This is a genomic window from Photobacterium damselae, assembly GCF_003026815.1.
Classification (GTDB): Bacteria; Pseudomonadota; Gammaproteobacteria; order Enterobacterales; family Vibrionaceae; genus Photobacterium; species Photobacterium damselae.
In genome coordinates this window covers 1-21,531 of the sequence record NZ_PYOG01000006.1, presented here as the reverse complement: position 1 = coordinate 21,531, position 21,531 = coordinate 1, and the positions used below count along the sequence as shown (strand labels likewise).

General features: G+C 39.4%; 22 protein-coding genes and 1 pseudogene. All 23 read right to left on the bottom strand.

What is annotated here, in order from left to right; translation table 11 throughout:
- Positions 1 to 5 precede the first annotated feature (5 nt).
- Positions 6 to 680, bottom strand: a complete 675-nt coding sequence (locus CTN07_RS08000; protein ID WP_005305696.1) for a hypothetical protein — start codon at positions 678 to 680, stop codon at positions 6 to 8.
- 2 nt (positions 681 to 682) lie between these two features.
- The gene (locus CTN07_RS07995; protein ID WP_036765805.1) at positions 683 to 1,087 is read right to left on the bottom strand and encodes a hypothetical protein; all 405 of its coding nucleotides are present in this window, start codon (positions 1,085 to 1,087) and stop codon (positions 683 to 685) included.
- A 348-nt stretch (positions 1,088 to 1,435) separates the two neighbouring features.
- Entirely contained in the window at positions 1,436 to 2,140 is a 705-nt protein-coding gene (locus CTN07_RS07990) for a hypothetical protein (RefSeq protein WP_005305699.1), read from the bottom strand.
- 2 nt (positions 2,141 to 2,142) lie between these two features.
- On the bottom strand, positions 2,143 to 2,451 hold the full coding sequence (locus CTN07_RS07985) for a hypothetical protein (protein WP_036765806.1): 309 nt from the start codon (positions 2,449 to 2,451) through the stop codon (positions 2,143 to 2,145).
- Positions 2,452 to 2,454: 3 nt separating this feature from the next.
- Entirely contained in the window at positions 2,455 to 3,633 is a 1,179-nt protein-coding gene (locus CTN07_RS07980; RefSeq protein ID WP_005305702.1) for a phage tail tip fiber protein, read from the bottom strand.
- Positions 3,633 to 5,234, bottom strand: coding sequence for a hypothetical protein (locus tag CTN07_RS07975; RefSeq protein WP_005305704.1), 1,602 nt, complete (start codon positions 5,232 to 5,234; stop codon positions 3,633 to 3,635). The genes CTN07_RS07980 and CTN07_RS07975 overlap by 1 nt, the downstream gene beginning before the upstream one ends.
- A gap of 17 nt (positions 5,235 to 5,251) precedes the next feature.
- Complete coding sequence (locus CTN07_RS07970) at positions 5,252 to 8,278, bottom strand: peptidase associated/transthyretin-like domain-containing protein (RefSeq protein ID WP_005305706.1); 3,027 nt, start codon at positions 8,276 to 8,278, stop codon at positions 5,252 to 5,254.
- Positions 8,279 to 8,287: 9 nt separating this feature from the next.
- Entirely contained in the window at positions 8,288 to 8,908 is a 621-nt protein-coding gene (locus CTN07_RS07965) for a phage adaptor protein (RefSeq protein ID WP_005305709.1), read from the bottom strand.
- Positions 8,908 to 9,489 (bottom strand): hypothetical protein, encoded by a 582-nt coding sequence (locus CTN07_RS22685; RefSeq protein WP_005305712.1) that lies wholly within the window; start codon positions 9,487 to 9,489, stop codon positions 8,908 to 8,910. The genes CTN07_RS07965 and CTN07_RS22685 overlap by 1 nt, the downstream gene beginning before the upstream one ends.
- A gap of 2 nt (positions 9,490 to 9,491) precedes the next feature.
- Complete coding sequence (locus CTN07_RS07955; RefSeq protein ID WP_005305714.1) at positions 9,492 to 9,920, bottom strand: hypothetical protein; 429 nt, start codon at positions 9,918 to 9,920, stop codon at positions 9,492 to 9,494.
- A gap of 57 nt (positions 9,921 to 9,977) precedes the next feature.
- Positions 9,978 to 10,358, bottom strand: a complete 381-nt coding sequence (locus CTN07_RS07950; protein WP_036765807.1) for a hypothetical protein — start codon at positions 10,356 to 10,358, stop codon at positions 9,978 to 9,980.
- 18 nt (positions 10,359 to 10,376) lie between these two features.
- Entirely contained in the window at positions 10,377 to 11,588 is a 1,212-nt protein-coding gene (locus tag CTN07_RS07945) for a phage capsid family protein (protein WP_005305716.1), read from the bottom strand.
- A 60-nt stretch (positions 11,589 to 11,648) separates the two neighbouring features.
- Positions 11,649 to 12,656 (bottom strand): hypothetical protein, encoded by a 1,008-nt coding sequence (locus CTN07_RS07940; protein WP_005305720.1) that lies wholly within the window; start codon positions 12,654 to 12,656, stop codon positions 11,649 to 11,651.
- A gap of 321 nt (positions 12,657 to 12,977) precedes the next feature.
- Positions 12,978 to 15,060 (bottom strand): annotated as a pseudogene (locus tag CTN07_RS07935) (portal protein).
- Positions 15,060 to 16,724 carry a terminase large subunit gene (locus CTN07_RS07930; RefSeq protein ID WP_005305725.1) on the bottom strand — a complete coding sequence of 555 codons (1,665 nt, stop codon included), beginning with the start codon at positions 16,722 to 16,724 and terminating at the stop codon, positions 15,060 to 15,062. The pseudogene CTN07_RS07935 and the gene CTN07_RS07930 overlap by 1 nt, the downstream one beginning before the upstream one ends.
- A complete protein-coding gene (locus tag CTN07_RS07925) occupies positions 16,717 to 17,514 on the bottom strand; it encodes a hypothetical protein (RefSeq protein WP_005305729.1) in 798 nt (265 codons plus the stop codon). Before CTN07_RS07925 ends, CTN07_RS07930 begins: the two co-directional genes overlap by 8 nt.
- Before the next feature lie 11 nt (positions 17,515 to 17,525).
- The gene (locus tag CTN07_RS22760) at positions 17,526 to 17,699 is read right to left on the bottom strand and encodes a hypothetical protein (RefSeq protein ID WP_157132374.1); all 174 of its coding nucleotides are present in this window, start codon (positions 17,697 to 17,699) and stop codon (positions 17,526 to 17,528) included.
- 93 nt (positions 17,700 to 17,792) lie between these two features.
- Complete coding sequence (lysC, locus tag CTN07_RS23380; RefSeq protein WP_036765808.1) at positions 17,793 to 18,110, bottom strand: Rz1-like lysis system protein LysC; 318 nt, start codon at positions 18,108 to 18,110, stop codon at positions 17,793 to 17,795.
- Positions 17,992 to 18,306 (bottom strand): hypothetical protein, encoded by a 315-nt coding sequence (locus CTN07_RS22680; protein ID WP_146154883.1) that lies wholly within the window; start codon positions 18,304 to 18,306, stop codon positions 17,992 to 17,994. Before CTN07_RS22680 ends, lysC begins: the two co-directional genes overlap by 119 nt.
- A 40-nt stretch (positions 18,307 to 18,346) precedes the next feature.
- Positions 18,347 to 18,892, bottom strand: coding sequence for a lysozyme (locus CTN07_RS07915; protein ID WP_005305731.1), 546 nt, complete (start codon positions 18,890 to 18,892; stop codon positions 18,347 to 18,349).
- A complete protein-coding gene (locus tag CTN07_RS07910) occupies positions 18,882 to 19,127 on the bottom strand; it encodes a hypothetical protein (protein WP_036765810.1) in 246 nt (81 codons plus the stop codon). Before CTN07_RS07910 ends, CTN07_RS07915 begins: the two co-directional genes overlap by 11 nt.
- Positions 19,128 to 19,194: 67 nt before the next feature.
- Complete coding sequence (locus CTN07_RS07905; protein WP_005305735.1) at positions 19,195 to 19,788, bottom strand: hypothetical protein; 594 nt, start codon at positions 19,786 to 19,788, stop codon at positions 19,195 to 19,197.
- A gap of 61 nt (positions 19,789 to 19,849) precedes the next feature.
- Positions 19,850 to 20,650, bottom strand: coding sequence for a TIGR02642 family protein (locus CTN07_RS07900; RefSeq protein ID WP_005305738.1), 801 nt, complete (start codon positions 20,648 to 20,650; stop codon positions 19,850 to 19,852).
- Positions 20,651 to 21,531 lie beyond the last annotated feature (881 nt).

The following is a 21,531-nucleotide window of genomic DNA, read 5'->3' as shown; positions in this document are numbered from 1 at the left end:
TATCCTTAAGTTATCATGGTTCCACTTGGATTAAAGCGATTGTTGTATGAATTCAATCGCTTGGTAGTTGAAATCCCATCAACACTAGCGCCATCTAAAGATGCACTTTTAAATGACGGTAATTGACGAAGTCCAGCAGAAACCCCCGCTCCTGTAACAGTGCCAATTAACTGGTTGTTTGCAGCTCGGCGGTTAAAAGAATCATAAGCGTCAGATGTCGCCTTTCTTAAGCTCGCATTAGCAACATCACCTATACTGCCTAAAGCATCACTTTTCTGTCCCATTCCCATGGCAGCTACATCTTGTAAACCAGCTAAATATTTATCTTGCTCAGAAGATTGAGCACGATTAACTGTATCAGATAGTTCTAATCCTTGATCGTCTGATAAATTTGCTTGAGCATTCTGAAATTTCTGGCTACTTGGATCCACGCCATTTGCAGTCATACTTTGATCTAACTGCTTACGTGCATGGCCAAAGCTTGAGGCATATGAAAGTCCAGCTGTTTGCTTTGTCTTTTCCATCTTGCTCGATGAGTTAAAATTATCGACTCGTTGAATAAATTTATTTTCAAAACCTTTTAGTTCATTTTCATAAAGATCCCATTGTTTATTCGCCACTTCTGCTTGCGTTTTTTGAGCCGTTGTTTCTGGTACTTCTTGTGATTTGCGGCCACCCATGATCACAACCTCTTAATCCAATACATCACATTATTGTCAGTAGAAACCCACTCCCATCTTTGCTGCTCTAAAAGTGGAATCAACCCTTTTACTGCAGTACATAACTCTAATCCTTTAGCTCCAATATCAAGAGACAAACGCTCAATCGTTTCTTGGTATCTAGCAATAGCATTATTTCCCCAATTAAAGGCAAACATCACATTCACGATAATTTCCTCATTCCGAAGTAAAGGATCTAAAATGAAAAAACCATCTTCACCAACAAACAAAAAGGCTCTACCTTCCGATAGAGCCTTATCTGTTTCATCAGCAAACACATGACTATTTCTTCGTTCTATTTGCTTCATTATTGGAAGTAACTTATCTCGATAATTTATCCAATAAGATTTACTAACATTTATATTCATTTGTCTCTTTTTACCGTTTGATTCACATTAAAATGCCAGAGAATTTTAAATTTTTTAGGAATCTCATAGTGCGTATTTTATACTTTTTTATTATTTCTTTTTTGGTTTCATCTTGTTCAGCTACTCACGAACATAAATACTACGGAGGATATACATCCCTTGACTGTTACGCTGATATTCTTGTGTATCTACCGAATTACCAGAAACCTAGAGGCGCCCCTCTAGAGGCAATAAAGACAAGAATTATTGGGAAGATAGAGCGTCATGGAAAAACGCTTTATCGTGCTCAAAGCGTCATGATCAGAGGGATGCTTAAAGAGTCCGAGGTGTATAACTTAGTTTGTCCATCTAAATCCAATGCAAGCTAGAAATATCATGATACTCGTCAGCATTAATCAAAGGAACTGACGCTGTTATAAATGTTGGTGTTTCTGGATATGGATTACTACTAGATTCAACCAAAAACCACGAAATATGGATGCCTCTTTCGCTTCCTAAAGTGGTCCGATAATAACCAAATGATTGATAAGGACTGATCGGTATTCTTGCGGCTCCTGTAAGTGTTGTTTGTGCAGCTACATTATAAGAATAGGTTGTTGATACTCCACTCGCACCTATATTGGTTTTCTTCAACAAGTCCTTAACATTTAATGATCGACGCCCACTGTGAAAACATATGTTACCAATATCATTTTTCACCATTAGGCCATGTTTGGGCAAAGGAATATGTTTTGCAGGCACGAAAACATAATACGATATTTTTCTTGAGCCACTATTACCTTCAAAATTAGACTCAACATGTAACCTTTCATTCTTATTAACCATGTGAATACCATCACTTTTTCCGGCTACAATATTTGGTATTGAGTTGCTTAAGATTCGGCTAAAAACCAACGGTGACCAATTTATAGGAATATTAAATAAGCTATGAATCTTTTTACCTTCATTTCCTTCATAATTTACCTCCACCCTCCCCCAGTATAAATAAACTTCCTCCCTTCCCCACACCATGCGCTTTCCATTGGTGGTTCGCATATCAATACCATAAGTCATATTTAACGCCTTATATAAATACTAATACTGGGTTTTTGAACTAAACTTTGCATATCTGGGGATCTGAATTTTGTACCAACATACGTTAATTTGTTACCTGATACAGACACGCTAGATATCGCTACACCTGTTGTGCCATTTCCTTGCTCACCAAAGGCAAAGGTCCATTCAAGTACACCATCAATACTTCCCTCAATAGCGATTGTATGACGACCTTCATATATGGGGTATATCCCAACAAGATTCATAGGTTGGATCGTTGTTATTACCGTCTGACCTGTTGGACTCCAGCATTGCACACCAAAGGTCATTTACTACAGTCTTCCCATTCGAACACGAATACTTCCATTTTCCCATACCTCAATACGATCACCATTTATTTCGAGCCGCGTCCCTGATTGAGCAGACTTGAACCTCAATCTATTTGTTTCAATGACTCCATCTTTAGAGATAGCTGTATGATATCCTCGATATGGGCCTCCAATACCAAATCCAGCCCATCCCCCAGTAATTTGTCCACCATGAATCTGAGGCGATGAAATACTGATGCCAGATTTTACTTTATCTGCAACGATGGTTTGTGCAGTTAAAATCTGAATAGTAGCTGATTCAATCAAAGCTTTAGGTATAACGACATTGCCTTTGTCGATGGCAAATAGCGGCTGCGTTTCACCACCTGCGACATTTGGATCGAACACAAAGAACTGGCTTGCTGATACAGCGACCTGGCTGGTACCATCTGATTTAGCCAAAAATCCAATACCCGCTTTGATATCTCCAGCTTGAGCCTTCATACTCCACAGAGATTGATACGCTAAAGATCCATCTTTATTTATTGATTTAATCGCTTGTTGTGACTCAGTGACGGACGAGGAAAGGTTTGAGATATCTGAAGATAAAGACTTAATAAGCTCTGAATCTTTCATTTGTGATCCAATATCATCAACCACATCATGAATATTTGTACTTGTTGAGACCTTAACTCCATCAATACCCTGATAAGGACCAGGAACATTATTGGTATTAACGAAACGACACCAGTAATAAAACGTAGAACCAGGATCAACCACATCACCAAATACCGTAGCGGGTGTTGTAGCAATTAAAACTGCCTGTTTAATACTTGGGGCTGAATTATCCTGGTTTGGTACCGCTCTCCATATCTCAGCATAAGCAAATCCATTAAATGTAGGATTTTTCCACTCAAGCATGATGGCACCAAAACCACCAAAGCCAGAGAAATTAACAGGAGCATCTGGAATACTAATAGGTTTATCATCTGGGGCCTGTGGCAATACTGGTTTCGTGACAACAGAACCCTGGCTATTACGTGTTACGTTAATTAAGCCAAGCTGGGCGAGCTCTCGCACAGTAATAGCGCGATCTAAACCATTTCCTCTTTGACCGGTTAACAACTCCATATTTTCCTGTAACGCAGCAGGATCCCGTCCCCCCCTAAAACCTGCTATCTTATTTCGATTAGGTGAAACCATTACGTTAACTCCTGCAGAGAACTAGCTATGGCTAAACGCTCTACTTCTGCATTGCCTGAAACTTCAATCTGCCAATTAGTTGCTCTTACTGCAGGTAATCGAAAACTTCTATCTGTTAGCTCTCCAGTCGAGAGCGAATAAATATCTTTGCCATCAGCGATAATCTTGATGGATAACTTAGAAATATCATTTGAGATGACCCGAGCACATGACATCAAACTATCTGTTGGTAATTTGAAAACCTTACTCCTCCAAATCAACGGTAAATCATTTTCTCCACCTTGCCAGATATAAAGTTGTTTATCCTTCACAACAAAGAGCTGATCACGTTCTAAGTCAGAGTAAGCGCAGTCCCATCGATTTGATAACTCTCTAAAGTCTTGAGATACCGGATCAAAAATAAAACTACCTGTCTTTGATATTCCGATATACAAGCCTTCTGCTGCCCATGCTCTTATTGTCTGAGGAGTTTTCTTTTGCCACTGTGAACGAGTAATCAATTGATCAGTAATCGTCATTGCACCGTCGCTGCCAATAGCAACCAGACCATCAGAGGATGCATAAATAACCGCTCCATTTACCACAACTATAGATTCTGCACTCACACAAGCCTGTTCTGATGCTATCTTAGTACCATTAATAGCACTTGGCGTTACTCCTGAGAAAAGATAAGGATACCCTTTGGTAAGGACAACTAGGCTCGTACCAATCGCCGCAATCCCTACAATTGGATGTTCAGTGGTACCTCGGTATCCTTTTGGCCAAGCGTAAGGAAGATAGGCCTCAGAAAACATCACCTCGTTTCCGGCAAAACCCGCACAGATACCATTAGCCATTTGGCATAGCCCTCGCATATTTGCATCTGGAACAGCAAAATCCCATGTTTCTAAAATAGGGCCATTTATTGTTTTTACTGCGTCCAAATAACGTTCCTGCGAGATAGGCAACTCTGCCACTAACATATACTCAGCACTATTATTGCTTGTCACGCTTCGATATAGCCGTGTACGCGTTATGTTATTTTTGTTCTGCTCAGGACGAGCTAAAAGGAGGTGAACGGTAGAGCCTGGTTTCTCTATTAGAATTTCAGAGCTGGGCAACGATGGCATCCCCTCTTCACCAAACCGGGTTACATAGGTCTGAATGTAAAAACGCGTCTCATCATCAAACAAAGCCGCTTCGCCTTGTGACGGTTCTTCACCCGTTGAGTCGTCAATTTGCTCAATAACAGGTTTAGTTGCTGGAGCCGGTACGCCAAGCTCATAACTCGCAGCAGGACTCACTGGACCAATAGCGATATCTTGGGCAGTAACTTGGGGTTTGCCATCTCCTGTAAAATAGACTCGCTGCCATTTATCTTGAGCCATTGGGTTATGAATAGCTTCAACTTTCTTTGGCCAGATAAACCAATGCTCATCATTATATTTGAATAATGTTTTCACCAAAATTGATAAGTTCTGAACCCATTTATCAGACTTGATTGGCGAAATAATCCCATTCTCAAACTGACAGTCTATAGCTTTGACTGATGATTCATTGGGTAAAAGATGAGGTTTTAATCGAGGGATTTCACCTTTCATTAAAGGAATATTTACTAACATAAATTATCTCTATTGATCTACTCAATATCATCTTGGCTATAGCTATACAGATAGATCACGCCTTTCTGACTACCAGAAGGTAGAGCGGATAAAGTTAAGGGATCCCTTAACGAGGGTTTGATATAGCATCCAACAGAGCTGGAGAACTTGAAGATAAGATTACTTGCATAGGCGTTAACAACTAACAAATAAATATCGTACCAATCGGAAGTAACATTGTGAGTATAAATTTTAGTGAAAAAACGATACGTATGAATTTGATGAGCATAAACTCTACAGTTAATCCCTTTTGGGGTACCATTCCCAGAACGAATAATAATTCGACTATGATCACATTGTGTATGTGATCCTAAATTAAAACCTGCACCGCCAATAATTTCAATCTCTGCTGTAGATCCATCTTGTGGGATATATACCGATGCAATCTTCACGTATTTACCATTTTTCCCCGTTAAATCTATGTTGAGAGATTTAATATACTCATAAGAAATAGAGCCTGTGAATGTATTTCGGTATTTGTATATATCAGCATCAGAATCTAATCCTTGATTATCGTTAATAATCGGTGTCGGGTGTGGGTGCCCCCGTGTTGATAATGCTTGTAAGCTTAGAAGGCATGGAGCATCTGACGTACTTTCGTCACTCGAAATAGAAACTCGCCCGGTAAAAGACGGGTTTATCTTTTGAGCAAAACTATCTTGTACAGACTTCAATAAATATTTGTTATCTGATTCATCTTTAGAATACAGACTTAACCACGTTCGAATGGCCTCTTGGTTAGAACAAAATCGAATGTAATTATCCGTAACATTATCAATTCGAAAAGCAAGAGCTCCTGATATAGTCTGTTGTTCAGTATAATTTGAACGAAATAATCTCGAACTAACATCACCAGAGTGATCTCGAATAGGCACACTATCAGCAAGTACACTTTCAGTATGAGTCTTATTAGGAACAAGATTAAGACCTACATCTTTTTTGGTGAGATTAACGACACCTCGGTGCCCATTTACGGACGTAACGTTTTCTGTATTATCTATTTTGTAATACGTATCCATACTAGCTGAATACACAATCGAATCATCAACACCATACTCAATATTGTTAACGGTGCCTGCTGCCGTTACTTTCCAAAAACAAGCTCTCTTAGCTCCATTAATATCAAGCGGAGGTTGTGGCGCAACACCTTTTGAAAGATCGACCCCTCCTTGTTCAATCATAGCTCCAGACAAACTAGCAACTGCTGTTTCTGCTCGTTTTGCTGCACTAATTGCCGATTCTTCAGCGGATAATGCTCGAATAAAGCTTTGAGATGCTTCAATGGCATGAGTAGCAGATAACCCTGCATTCTTAGCTGCAACATCAGCTTTAGCGATTGAAGTTTGGGAACTTCGTTCTGAATCTTTTGCTGACTGTGCTGCTCCACCCGCATTAACTCTAGATTTGGCAGCTTCTTGTTGAGCTAAAGACACTTGGTTTATGGCTATCATTGCTTTTTCTGCAGCGACCTTAGCACTGTTACTGGCTAATTTTGCTTGATTTGAAGCTAATTCAACACTGTTGGCTGCTAGTGTTTGGCTATTTAATGAAGCGTCAGCATTACTCTTTGCTATACCTGCCTGTTGAGTCGCAATCGATGCTTGATTTGCAGCATCATCAGCTTTCTGTTCTGCAGTATTCGCACTTTCACCAGCAGTAACTGCATGACTACTGGCTAAGTTAGCTGATTGTTTAGTCGCTGTGGAATTTAAAGCTGCTTCGCTTGCAGCTTCTAGAGCTGATTTTTCGCTACTTTTTGAATTTTTAGCACTGATAGCTGCACTACTGGCTTTCTCTGTTGAAAGCTTTGCTTGTTCTTTAGCAGTTAAGCTATTTTGCTCAGCATTTTGAGCACTCGTTGTTGCAGATAGCTCTGACTGTTTAGCCTCATTAGCTTTAGCCACTGCCACGTTCTTTGCATTAACAGAAACCAAAGATGCTGACAACGATTTATCAGCTTCGGATTTTGATGATTTAGCCTGTTTTTCTGCCTCGCGGACAATATCAATACTAGCAGCGACTTCTGCACGATTAGCCTCATGCTCTGCTCTTAACGCACTTGTAGCTGCATTACCTGCACTTTCTCTAGCATTCAGCCGAAGTTGTTCTACTTTCTGTTTGTTTTTTTCAATCTCTCTTGCAAGAATGGAAAGATGCTCGTCAATTAACGTCATTTCCTGCAGTTTAGTGTCAAACTGCACTTGCATGAACTTAAGCCATTCAAGTGACTGATGAGTTTCGTCTAATGCTCCCATTACATCATCACGATACTTCTCAACTACCGTCATCAAGCGAAATGTTTTTTGGCTATCAGCAGCAGCATTGTTTGCACTAAGTACCGCGCTATTTGCCTGTTTTTGGGCTTTCTGAGCACTAGATGATGCTTTAGAACTAAACGTTTCTGCATCAGATTTTAGATGAATAATATTTTTTTGTATGGACAAGATTTCATCTTTAACCAACCTAACGGATTGATTAACAGCTCCCACTTCAGCTTTTATTCGTAATGAGCCTTGTAAGGCATTACCACTCGCTAAAGCGTAACCTTCAACTGATTGTGATAGGTTCTCGACATGATTCACTGTTGTAACTAAATCATTAATAGAATTTGTTACCGTCTTTGCTAACTCAATGAGATCTTGATACTTATCATTTGCGTCTTCTGCAGACCGAGTTGCTTTATTTGCCGCATTCACGGCTTGTTGAACTTGCGGTGGTAATACTGGAGTCGTAATACCCACAATACTATTTAAACTTCCATCTGGTGTATCATCGGTAACTATCGTCTCTCCCAAATACACCACATCATTTTGTCTACCCGATTGAGCATAAATTAAGTACGAACCAGGCAATAAGGTAAAGCTATAGTGTCCTTCATTATCGGCTTTAATCCATACAGTGGAACCCTCAAGAACAGACTCTGATGTATTGATGGACACAATCTGAATAATCCCTTTCGGAATACACTGATCAGCTGCATCAGAAAGAATACCTTTAACTAACATAGTTAAACCTTATTTGAAGATAGACTGGTTCAGCCGCTGTTCTCGATTATTTTTCAATGCTTGATCATCATTAAGAAACAGAGAGAAAGATTGGAAGTGTTGTTGCGATTTATTGGCTTCACTAACATTTTCACCATCACGCGAATACGCTCGATACATCATAAAATCAACTAAAGCCCCTTCGTAAATGTTTGGAAGTGAGACCTCAAACTCTTCATCCGAAATCCTAATCTCAGGAACATAAAGAATCGAAACAACAACAGGTTCACTCGGCTGAGGATAAATCCAGAACCTTTTGAGATCGTATTCTCTTTTGGTCCAACATATAGGTACACCTTTATCGAGTTGCCACGTCGGATACATATGATCAAGCTTTTCAACTAATACATATTGAGCAGCAATACCATTAATTGAATGAACCGCTAATAAAGAATAACCATCTCTAGGGAGATCAATTGGGCTGGACGTTACAGATAAGTCAGTGGCTTTTGCTACAAGACCTGGTTGTTTTGTTGCAATAACTCCAATAGCTTCATTGAGATATTGAGTTAATTCATCTCGGCACCAACGGGTATTACGAGGATCAACCAATTCTCTGCTAACTCGGTCGATTAGGATTTTAACCTTCATTAGATAAATACCCGCTTTCTCTCTGGCCTAGAGGTAAATGATTGATGTTCGACTGCATGACGAAAAGCTTGGCGATATCCTTCAACAAAACATTGCTCGTTATATTTTGCCAAGTTAGGGCCAGTCCATGTTTGATTTGGCTGCATCTGGAGAATAGCGGCGGCACCTGAGCAAATTACATCACAGTAATCATGATAAAGCTCTTCGGGTAACATTGCTGCTGATTGAGTGGGTTCTGCTCTAGCGTAGATCTCTACATCAATAAAATCCTGCTGAAAGGTAATCTTGTCCAACCCTAATACCGTATAATCAACACCAGCTTCTAATAATTGAGATTGGCTTGAAACAGAGATAAGCCCTGCTCCTTTCAATTGGGGAATTCCTTTTATGTCATATTGTCTGCTAATGGCCGAGATGGTCTGCAGCTCAAATACCTCTTCAAAAGATCGTCTCTTCACCAAACTACGGCTTTCGCGACAAAAACGGATAGATGCTTGTATTATCGCTCTCTCCATTAATCCTGGTAAGGGAACATCAACTAACAATCTCAATGACGGTAAAAATTCAGAGACTCTAATCATGTTTATAATCCGCGAATAAAATCACGTACTCGAGTACGGAACTCATCTACAGACTCTTGAGCTCCTTTTGGTTCAAGCTCCCAATCATTTGCTTCAATGAGAGTTGCTAATTTAACAGAAGGTAATTTAGCTAAATCCAGATTTTCACCAGCTACTGTCACGACCATACTTTTTGCAAACTCTAAAGCTTCCTGCTCTTTTTGCTCATCCTCAAGCAACTTCGCTCGTTCATCAGCTGCTAGCTGTTTCTGCTCTTTGGTTACCTCAATATCTTCAGAACGAACCCATACTTTCGGATATTGCAACAACATAAACGCAGTTGGTGCTTCAACGTCAATTGGTTGATACTGAGGAAAAACAAGTAACGAGCCAGTGATGGTATCTTTCTTAAATGGTTTATCACCAATGTAAGCAATACTGATTTTTGACATAAATCCCCCAAAATAAAAAAGCGCCCATCAAGAGCGCTTCCATGATTAAGATTCTTATTAAAACCCGACAGAAATGTACTCTGGCATCACAGAAATATCACCAGTCGCCGATCCACCTTTAATCACCAACTCTAGTGTTGTATTGTCGACTAGATATACAGGTTCAATGGCCATTGTTACTGCGCTTTTACTGGAAACATCGAGCTCTGTAGCTAATATCTTTTTACCGACCTTCACATCCACTTTGACACCAGTTCCTAGGCCACTAGTAACAACTCGTAAACCAATTAGGTTAAGTCCGATAGGTAACTCTATCAATTCAACTTCCGTATCCGTTACCGCTGCTTTTAGAGTTACACCAGTCACGGCAACACTCAGATTACCTGCAGGTCCTGCATAGAGCGTATCACGCATACTTGGAGCAATAATCTTTGTCATAACTCACTCTCAACTTCGTTAAATGTTAATTGCTGTATCAAGAGCAATAACGCCATGGTCATTGATTCGACCTCGTTTATCAGGGAAACGAATTTTCTTAAGGCCATTCATCCAGGCAATAGAGATTTCAGTACCATTATCATGGTCAACTTTCTTCTCAGTATATTTAAATTGATTACCAGATGATGTTGCTCCCCAAGCATTCGCTAATGCTTGGCCACCAATTAGCATCGCTCGGTCAATAGTTGTCTTAGCTTCAACTTGTTTTGCTGTAGCCTGATTATCATTATTAGAGACATTAACAACTGACCCCTGATTAAAACGAATCGGCATTCCTTTATACTTGCGTACAAGGATATTTCCACGCATTGCACATTCGCCAGCAAAGACGGGATGTCGGAAATTACGACTTCGGTTAATCGCAGCAGCTGTAAGTTGTTGCCAGTCTTTATATGATGACGTTTTTTGCCATGTTGCCCATTGGCGTGGAGTAACAGTTAACAAATAAAAAGGTTCATCCCCTGCAAGCTCGTCAGCTTGAAATCGAATAGGTTGTAGCGGATGGGCCATCTCTTCAATATACAGACCCATATTATCAACCACTTCCATATTGAAAATATCAGCTGAATCGAGTGACTCAAAAGACGTTGCATCACCACCAAAGAAATGTCGGTCATACGTTGGAGGCGTAATGTCATTGACCATGATCTCACCGAACTCTTTATGGTCAAAAAGAGGCACAATAATGTCATCATCAAAATAATCACCACGAGCACCCGCTAGTTGGATCGTCGCAATCTGATCTTGTAGATCATTAAAATATGGACCTAACAGCGTTCTACCTGCTCGACGAATACCATGAGATGTTCGCTGTTGACTCATTTTGCCACCAGCATCAACCATATGACGACCCTGATTAATTTTGAGGTCGAAGCTAGAGAATTCAAGATTCTCACCACGACCTTCTAGTTTTCGATCCCCCATTGTTGGACGTTTTGATAACTTATGGATAATTTGCATATCAACAGACTCACCGGCTTGCTTTTGTAAATCTGAGACACGAACAATCGGTGCATGAGGTGATGTTTGCTTATTACCTTTTTTATCCCCAGAGGTCTGCTTTGGAGCTTCTTCAGTTAGCATATTTACAAACGAACGATTACGGTTCGCAGCAGTAAAAAGCGCAACTTCTTGTAAATGTTTCGCCTGTGCTGGCGTGATAGTTGTCATAACGACTCCTAAAACGAAAGAACCCGCACAATGGCGGGTTCAGTAATTAGTTGTTCTGATTTAAAAATCGATTTGATCTAAAAGCGCATCAATTTGATCAGCAGTCATCCCCGCCATCAATACCTGAAGCTGCTCATTATTCATATTTGCAGCTTGTTGCAATACACTTCCTTCATGCGTATTTGATGCACCAACCAAAGAAGGGCTTGCCGGTAAAGAATTCGTAACAGTTTGTTCTTTATCGGCCGCTTCTTCTTGAATTTCTTTATTCGTAGCTACTGGCTTTGCTTCTGGTATATTTTCACCAAACGCAGCTTTAGTTCGACGAACTACTTCATTAAAACGTTCAGGTTGAGATTTACTAGACCATTTTGGATCTGCTAACAGACGATCGTCAATATCGAGCGCAAGGGACCATTTATCTCCTTTTTCTTCCATCCAACTATTTAAATCTGTATTCGCACGAATATCAGCCATAATCGGATTGTGCTCTAATGTTGAACTTTGAGCAGTGCTCACACTCGTTGAAACAGCATCAACTTTCGCCATAAGAGATGTAATAAAAGGAGCTAATTCAGGATAATTCTCGCGTAATTCATCGATTTGCTGCTCGCTAACTTTGAGATTTTCAGGTAAGTCATCAGGATTAACACCAAGCTTTTGAAGTTGTTTATCACGGATATCAAGAAGTCGTGCTTGATTCTCATATTCAACTTGTTTGCTTTCCATTTCAGCAAGTTGTTGACGTAGACGCTCGGCCTCTCGGCGTTCAGCTTCTAGTACATCGTATGGGATTGTATGTACACCATCTTTTGCAATAATAACTTTCTTGGGTTCATCAGTTCCTTCATCACTAGGAACGGTATCATCTTGATCCGCAGTTGGCGAAGCTGCGTCCTTATCGCCATCTGATCTTTCTTCTACCGTACTTTCTGATGAGTCAGATACTACTTCAGGCTGTTCTTCAACACTTGTTTGGGGTTCGTCAACCACAGTTGCATCCTCAAGCTGATCTAGCATCGCTTCTAACTCATCAAGTGTTTCGTAACCTGTAATTTCAATAGCCACAATTAGCACTCCTATTTGTAGACGTATCGCTGTCTGTGCGGGTAAGTATTCTTAGAGAAAAGTACTTAACCGCAAAAACAGGTATAAAAAAAGCCGCATCCCTTTCGGGTGCAGCTCGTCATAATAGAGATAGACTATCTTAGATTTGGGTAGAGTCAAGACGACTCAAATACTTAAGATTAGGGGGAACTAAACATAAGTTTATCACTTCCGTGTGACTATATTAATCCGTTTGCTTTTCTACACGTCAACGTTAATGCTGTGCGGTAAATACTTTTATACACTATTATTTCTAGAGCGAATATTCTTATTTATTATTTGCTATATAACGATAGAATTTATTTGCTGTTGCAGGTTTGCTAATAAGCCTTGTTTGATTTGTTCGACTTCTTGGTTAACCCTCTCCATCTCAGTCAGAATCTTACCTGTCTCAGCTTGAGTCTTAGCGTTGGTATAGCGTTGACTATCAGCAATCACCCGTTCCTTTTCAGCCAATGAGGCTACTCGCTGTAGCTTCTGCCTCAATCTTACTGACTCGAGCAATTAGCTCTCTCATCATTAATTTTTGTTGGGCTTGCTCTTGTTGCTGTTGTTCCAAAGCCGCTTTTTGCTCTTCTGGCGTCATATCTTCAGGGTCTTTTCCCACCCCAAGAGCTTTTCTAACACGCTCCATAAATTCACTCTTATTCGGTACATCACTGAGTTCTAGTACTAAATCAATGACAGTGCTTTGTACCTCAGGAGGTAGCTGCGATGTTATTTGCATCATTCGTTCAGCAAGTTGTGATTTATATGCTGCAGTCTGTTGAATTGGTGCTAAAGCTATATGCGCTCGTAATCTTGTCACATCATTATTCAAGCCCTGTTCTGTTTCTTCATTAATCACAATAGGCTTCCGCTTAGATTTATCATCGCGATTTATAATCAACTTATAATTTCGACGTCCTTTCATGTCATTTAGGATATAACCTAAGATCAACTCTCCGACTAGCTGACAAGCAAAGCGATAGTTATCATTAATTTCAGCTAAGGTTGTAGCGCCTTGTTCTACCAAGTTAGCAATAGCAACACCTGATTTTTGTCCTCCATCCTGGCCAAGAAATGATGAGTAAACACCCATGGCATCTTGGATCAATTTCATCGATTCTTGCATCACAGAAAATTGCTGGCTAGCGATATTAAAGTCTTGCTGAACTTGAAATACTTCACTCATTGATTTTTGATTACGTCTATCAGGATTTAGCTTTATTAAACCATCAGGACGTTCAACTTCTTCTTGAACTGCTCTATCTGACATATTCGTTGCGTCTTCATCCATTAAGACACGTTTAGCCTGCAGCAACCAAGTTAATCGAATACGACGAAAGTTCACTTCATCTTGAGCTGGAATAGCATCGGCAACTAAACCATATGGTTCACCACTACTGTCTTTACGATACCCCCAGAATGGGACAATCGGAAACATACCATAAGGTGCATCACATAACTTATCACCGAGATGATGAGGTCCTGCATACCAGCTTTCTATAATGGTTGATGCTTGGGCCATCTGTAATTTTACTTTTCCCATAGCGACAGCCGTTACATGTGCAATATTCTGCGACTGGTACTCAATGATACGACCATCTGATAACTCTATAACTGGCTTACGCTCAATCTTACGGTAATAGATGATTTGTAGACGAATGCGCTGACGGTTACCACTTAACCACTCACTATCCTCTCTACTCCATGATTGATACTCGTTATAAGCACTCAATAAGTTTGAGTCCATACCATCAATATGATCGACATCGACAAAATTATGCCAACAGTTTGCTGCATTTTTAATGATTTCAGCTTTACCTGGTATTAATGAAATGAGTTCATCAGTATCAATCCAACGACGGCGCATAACCCAACGAGCATCAGACCAATCACACTCGGTTGATAACCAATCCCAAAAGATTTCATCACGAGGAACATTTTTAATCTTATACTTTGAACCAAACAAATCAGGGTTACGAAAGACCTCAACAAAGCCAATACCTGACTTAATCTGAGAAGCATAAGCATCAGAACGAGCCTTATCTAAACGAGCTAAACGGCATACATCAGAGAACTCAGCATTAATCGCCTCAGCAAGTTGTTCCATCTCATCATCTGGATCATCGGCAGTTACAAGCAAATCAGTGCGAGTTTTAGCTTCCATCCCCAACACGCCGTTAATCGTTGGCTTGATAAGGTTATGTGTTGTTCTTGGCTGATTACGCTCTTTAAGAATAGAAATAACTTCAGGAGCTAATTGATCTCCATCGTAATAAGAACAAGCTTTATTTGCCAAGCTACGCCAATCGGGTTGAGCATCAATATCAGCCATAATTTGGAGTAGTTTTTTTTGATCTACTTTGGTTTGTATCATCATTATTTTGTCATCCAATGATTTGATGCTCGGTGATTATTTTGTTTACGTTTTACTGTTGCAGGCATCCGAGCTCGCATTTCTTGAGCAATGGCATAGCTCATGACCTGATCATCAAAACAACCAGCTTGTGCATTCATGCTGCCTTTTGCATCATAAACATACGAATTAAGTTCAGAAATGGTACCTATCCAGCGAACGCCAGATGATTGAGTTCGGAGTAATTCCTTAAGCCCTTCGATAATAATTGGCTTAGATTGTTTGGTTGTAAGCCAACCCAGCTTAGGTGTGTCGTTATTATTGTCACGGTCAATATACTGCTCTTGATAGATACGTCTTACTGGATAAATATCTCTAAAAGCTTGAATAAATGCATGACCATGATTATTTCGTTCAGGACCAACAAAGGCCGTATTATACATCAGCCCAATATGACGAACGAGTGAAGCAAAGAGTTCGGTATCGAGATAACCAAACCAATGTGCAACTTGCTCTCCTGTAGATCTCTTAACGATATCAAAGCTACTGCGGTCGTTATGCTCAAGTCCTTCAGCAATATCAACGCCGATTGCATAATCTTCCTCCATATCAGGAAGTTCCCATACAAGCAGCATATTTAATAAACTACGCTGTAACATTTCATTTTCGGCATTTCGCATGGACTGAGCCTTTGTTTTTTTACCCATAACAGGCTCTACGTCATAGATAATCAATGGCTTACATGTATAAGCTTCTGCATTCATTACTTTGATTGCATCAAAGACCCTTCGACCAGAAGTAAGAAATGCCTCTTGAGGTGTAGATGGAAACTCTTGCTTAATTTCCTCCCCTTGTTCAATTTCTTTGTTGATGTACCACTGCTTTTGCTCATCAGTGAGAATGACGTTCATCGCCGCCTCGACTGCTGCAAAATATTCTTGATGGTGCTTGCTTAACTGCAACCCTGATTTCGGCAATGCCGCTGCATACTTAGGATCTTGGAACCACGCAAAGAAATGAAACCTATAATCCATATCACCAATGACTTCACCTGAATTAAACAAATCCAGAGAACGAACACACATCGAATGAAAATCACCACCGACGCCCTCAGCTGTACTTTCAATAAAACAAATAGCCTTTTGGTGTATCGTGTTTAAGGTACCTGTTTTTACTTCTTTGGCTTTTTGTGGATACTTTGCACAGATTTTTCCATGCTCCGAAATATGGAGTCGTTGGACCGTTCCTGAACGGAAACTAGTCGCACATTGGATTGATGAACCATTTTTAAACAAAATATAGCCACCATTAGCTCCAGAACGACGACTCTCTATGGGAAACTCAGCTTTAAGCCATATAGGAAGGTTATCAAATGGGATTTCTATTTTGGTACGGAAGATCTCACCTGCAGCGCCTTGGTCTTGCGCAATAATTCCGCATTTAAGATTCTTATGCCATAGAGCTTCATCAAGAAGGTAAATATCAATCGCTGATGAAAACCCTAATTGACGCGCTTTAAGGATGATGTTTTTTCGCCCCATCATTTTAAACAGCAATGCTTGAGCAGGGCGTAATTTGAAGGTGACGAGTTGGCCATCTTCATTTTCAATCTTATAAAGGTTATTTAAACGCCACCACTTATTACCCACCCTTGCTTTGATATAAGCAATATTCTCTGGGTTATTCATCAATATTGCTCATAAGACCATCACTGCCCATTTCTTGCAGCTCAGAAATCATTTCAGAGATAGGAGTTATCGAGCCTTTACCATCTTTAGCTAGTTTATCTGACTCAAGGTTGAGTTTATTCGTAGCTGCTTCAATTCGGGATGTATCAGCAATAATTTTATATTCGTTAACATCATCAATACGGATAGACGATAATGTTTTTGTGATGGATTCAATACGAATAACATTTTTGTCTAGTGCTTGCTCTGTGCTAGCAATCGCATTGTAAAGCTCAATACGTTGTTCAACTGATGTAGCATTTTTTAAATCAATTCGGATTAGTTTCATCGTATCAATACAACTAAGAGCACGAGCGCGACAAAGAATAAGCTCTTCTTGCAGTGACATTTCAACTGCATCATCAAATAAGGAACAATCATCGAAACGTGTCGCATAACCGCCATGCTTTCTTGAGTATTGGTTACCTTTCTCAAATGCGTTTGTTGGGATATTCGTATTACCTGGATTACCTTCAGTAAATCGACCTTTACTGTCTCTTCCGAGCCGATTCTTATTATCTCGATTTCCTTTTGAATGCTTTGAAGTCTTATTTGCTTTGCGCACAGTTTTGTCATGCGCTGTTCTTTGCGCAGAATGCGCACTATGTTTTTGCGCAGTGCGCACTTTGATGTAACGACGAGCAGATTGATAATTAAGCCCTTGTCGTTCACACCAATCTTTAGCAGTAATACCAGTTCTAGCATTGTCGATAAGAAACTGCTGTTGTAATTGACTCCAGTCTTTAGCCATACCATTCACTACTACTTAGCTGCTAGTTCTCTACTAAATTCTCCTTCTATAATCCAGTCACCGATTTTAATCTCATAAGGCGCTTTGACGTCTATTTCAACACCATTAGTTAGCATTACTCGTACAAGTAAACCTTGTTGCTTTTTAACTTTCGCAACTCGACCTGTTTTTATATTCATAGTCATGATGGTAACTCAGAAAGGAAAGAGGATATTTGGAGGAAATATTATCGATGACACTCATAAGAGCCCTGAGTAATGCTCATTCATCATTAGTGGTTAGTTAGATGTCTCTTTTACTTTGCGCCAATTAAGATAATCATCAACGTATTGCGCACACTCTTTTAATGCGGACTTCAATCTTAATACGTCTGCCGGCAGTTGAGCTGGCGTTTTTGCAGTAACTGTTGGCTTATGACATGGAATAACAAGGCCGACAGGCGGTAGTACGTAGATCGTATCAGTTTTAGTAATAACCTTAGTAGGACTGACGCAACCGCTTAAGAACAGACTTAGGATAAGGAGTATTGAAAGATTGGTTATCCGATAGCTCTTTCTTAAGCACCGCAATATTTTGAGATAACCGTTCTCGTTCACTGTTTTGTTCCTCTACACGAGCTTGAAGTAACGTAGACAGTTCATTACGCTCTTGAACCAATTGCGAAATTTGTTTTGATTGAGAATCTTTAATAGTTTGAGTTGTGGCCAACTGATAATGTAACGAGGCCATTTCTTGTTTTTGCTCTTCAAAGGAGGCTGTAATTCGTTTTAGCTGAAAGACTGTTATTGCCATTGATACACCGAGCAAAACTATAACTATGGTTTTGATTCGACTAATCAGCATTCATCTGTCTCAAAATATCTTCATCCAGCGGCTCCTGTCCTATTTGGATAAGAGCATCATTAATGGTTATCTTTCCAAGACATAACTTTTGAACTAATTCTCTGCGTTTTACGATCCCATAACAGTTATTGCGCTTAATTGCGCAGTCTTTACCTGCAACAAAACGCCAACGAGAAATCTGACGGCAGGCACTAGGATAATCGCCATTAAGTAAGTAGCGATACATTGTCGAGTGTTCAAAAGCAGATATGCCAATATTGTAGGACATGTCTAAAGCAGCTAGATGGACAGAAAGAGGTAATTGTTGAGGAATTTTACGAATAGGTGCGTTATGTTTATCAAGTGATGTGGCCAACATCGTTTCACATTCAGAGATAGTGAATTGATCGCCTGGATGTATTCTCTCAGTTTCACCAAAACAGGCTGTCCATACCCCACCACTATCTTGATAAGCATAGTGACGATAACCCTCAAATCCCCCCGTCAAAGCAATTGCACCAGCTAAAATCTTTGCAGTAAGTTTGTTATAACGCATCACGAATACTTTTAGTGACTCGAATACGATAAATAGTCACTACGATGCCGATAAGAGAAAGGATAATACCTACAACCATTCCAATATCACTGCCATACCAAGTAAATTGACCATGTATAATTTGGTCTAAACTACTATTTAGCAATGATTGAACATTTTCAATGGACTTGGTAGCACCGATACCAATTACAGTACCCGTTCCGGCACTGATAGCAAGTGTTGATCTATCAAACATAAAAAATTCCAGATATGAAAAAGCCCCGATAAATAATCGAGGCTTGGCATGATTAATATAGATTACCTTAGTTTGTGGTAGGGTCAAGACTGGCTGTTTTACCTTTACGTTCGATTGCTTTTATCGTTATGTTTTTATTTCTAATAGCTAATATTGTCTGAGGGAAGTATATTATCTTTTGCTCTTTTATGTCATATCCAGCACAATTCTTAGAACCACAATATAAATAAGCCAATTCATTTTTATATTTATCAATCGTCACAACGGAAGAATGACCCTTTGCAATTTCTTTCTTCCATTTTTTAGCATCGTCTATACCATTACTCTCGTAATGAGATAAAACATATATCAGACCAAACATAAATATCATAGCAGAGAACCAAAAAACTGCTTTTCTCCATGGATTAAAATCAAAGTTTATGTTTAATTTACATAACGCTAGAACGGAAAAAACCAAAAATAACGAACCAACACCTAAGAATATTCCATGATAAGCCCTCATAAATCCAGAATAAATCACCTGGTGAAAATTTCTTTCAAGCAAATCATTATCTAATCCAAATACGCTTAAATACCCATTGGTATAAACTGTATCAATACAGTAGAAATAACTTGCGAAAATCGCTATGAAGGTAGCGCTATCTATAAACTTTAGTTTCATATATCCCTTGTATAAAACACACAAACTAATTATCTATAACTATTCTATCAAGGGAATTAGATTATACTATTGATTTTTCTTTATTTAACTGATTAGTTAATTCGCAAGTGGCTTCTCCTGCCTCTCGATGCATCATTGTTAAGCATTTATCAAACCATGGTTTAAGCTCTCCATCCCATAGCTTATCACTCACTCTAGCAAGTCCTATATGGCGTAAATGTTGGCGAATATTATCAAGCGTTGGCGTAAACGAACCTTTACCATCACATGAAGGACATTGTGTAGTTTGAGTAAAACCGGTACCGCTACAACGAGGACAAATAGACTTTGACAGTCCCTGACTTTGAGCGAATTCATCCAAGCGACGACGTTCCTTGATGATTAACGATTCAATATTAGATATTCGAGCATTTATTCGGTCTTCAGCAGATATCGTCTCACAATAGTCTAACTCTCGTTCGATATTCTTGAGCTGACACTCCCAACGTTTAACGAGTTTATGACTTCGCTTGGCTTGTGTACTGTATTTACGCCACAGTGATGTCAGTTGACGTTGTTGACTAGCGACGGGCTTATCACAAAACACATCTAATGCAACACAACCAAGAGCAATAGCTAAATCTTTTCGTTTTAATGGCTCACCTTGAACAGAAACCGTAATACGATCCACTAACCGATTAAATGCCTGAGCATCATGAACATACTTAGCCATGAGTAAATCCATACCAAAAGGCATTTCGTGCTGCACTCTACCAAAAACAGCAATGATCACATCACCAGTAATTGTCTGCCGACCATGTTCATCTGCAGTAATACTACGAACTTCATGCATGCGGGCTAGTAACTCAACAGCTCTACTCATAGGTATCTCCATGTATTAATAAACGAAGTAGATACAAATGGTACCGCGACATAACAAGATAAATGAGACATTAGCTAGGATAATCTCCTGCAACTATAGAAAAAGTTACAACTCAATTATGCAGCTTGGCTCATATATGATAATTTACTATTGAGTAAGTTATAAATAGCAGCAAAATATTGTCTCCACTCAATCAAACATGAGAAATATTATGACTCATTACTATGTAAACAAAAATGCTCAAGCAAATGGTGATCATGAAGTTCATTCCGCAAGCTGTACACGCCTACCTTTAGAACATAATAGAGATTACCTTGGTGATTTTGTTAGTTGTAGCAAAGCTGTGACTGAAGCAAAAAAAACTTATTCAAAGGCTAATGGCTGTTATTATTGTTCAAGTTCTTGCCATACATCTTAACTTGTATATTTAACATGAAATCTATATTAGTTACTATTATTCTCGTTCTTAGTCTTCCATCTTTATCTGTAAGCGCAAAGACTAATGCAGAAATAAAACAAGAAATCATCAAGCAATCTATACGCTCTTATCCAGGTCGATGTCCTTGCCCTTACAATGTAACAAGCAATGGGTCTCGTTGTGGTAAAAGAAGTGCGTGGAGCAAGCCTGGCGGTTACTCTCCTATTTGTTATGAACGAGAAGTAACGCATGAAATGATTTCTCGTTGGAAGCGAAGCCATTAATTTAACTAGGTTCATTATCATAGGGCTACATTATCTGTAGCCCTTTTTTATATTTATTAATTTTAAATCCCTAGTAATCAGCATTTAGATATCTATTTTATAAATTACTAATATGTGACTATCATCATAGTACACAATCACAATAAAGCTAAACTCCACAAACAAAATATAAATGGAGT